The organism is Phascolarctobacterium succinatutens YIT 12067, from assembly GCF_000188175.1.
Lineage (GTDB): Bacteria > Bacillota > Negativicutes > Acidaminococcales > Acidaminococcaceae > Phascolarctobacterium_A > Phascolarctobacterium_A succinatutens.
In genome coordinates this window covers 1-491 of sequence record NZ_GL830906.1, presented here as the reverse complement: position 1 = coordinate 491, position 491 = coordinate 1, and the positions used below count along the sequence as shown (strand labels likewise).

Genomic DNA, 491 nt, shown 5'->3' with positions numbered 1-491 from the left:
GTGTCTGACTTTTACCCTAAAAAAAGCCATTAGTAAAGTGAGAGGCAAAAACAACACACTCCCGCCTCTTGCCCAAAACAGAATCCGGATATGCAAGTAAGCGCATGGGAGAAAAAATACAAAGGAGCTTTTTGATATATGCTTGTAACAAATCCCCGCAGAATTAATCATGAACAGCTGCGAATCTTGGCTAAGAATGCCAAAGGCGGTATCACTCACATCTATCTGCATTGGACGGCAGGAACCTACGACCAGGTTTTTGATGATTACCACATCAACATCGGCGAGCATGGCGAGCTTTACCTCACCTGCAACATGCTGCGCGAATATAAATCGCATACCTGGCGTCGCAACAGTCGCTCCATTGGCGTCACTCTCTGTTGCGCTAAGGATGCAATCCTCGCCTACAAATGCAATCCTGTGTTTGGCGCATATCCACCGACTGAACTTCAAGTGGAACAGATGGCGATAGTAGTCGCTATCCTGTGTCA

Annotated in this window: 1 protein-coding gene; it reads left to right on the top strand. The window is 46.6% G+C overall.

The genetic code is table 11. The annotated features are described in order from the left end of the window. Positions 1 to 186: 186 nt before the first annotated feature. Positions 187 to 491 (top strand): peptidoglycan recognition protein family protein (locus HMPREF9443_RS10580; RefSeq protein ID WP_187363710.1); only part of this gene is annotated, 305 nt, incomplete at its 3' end.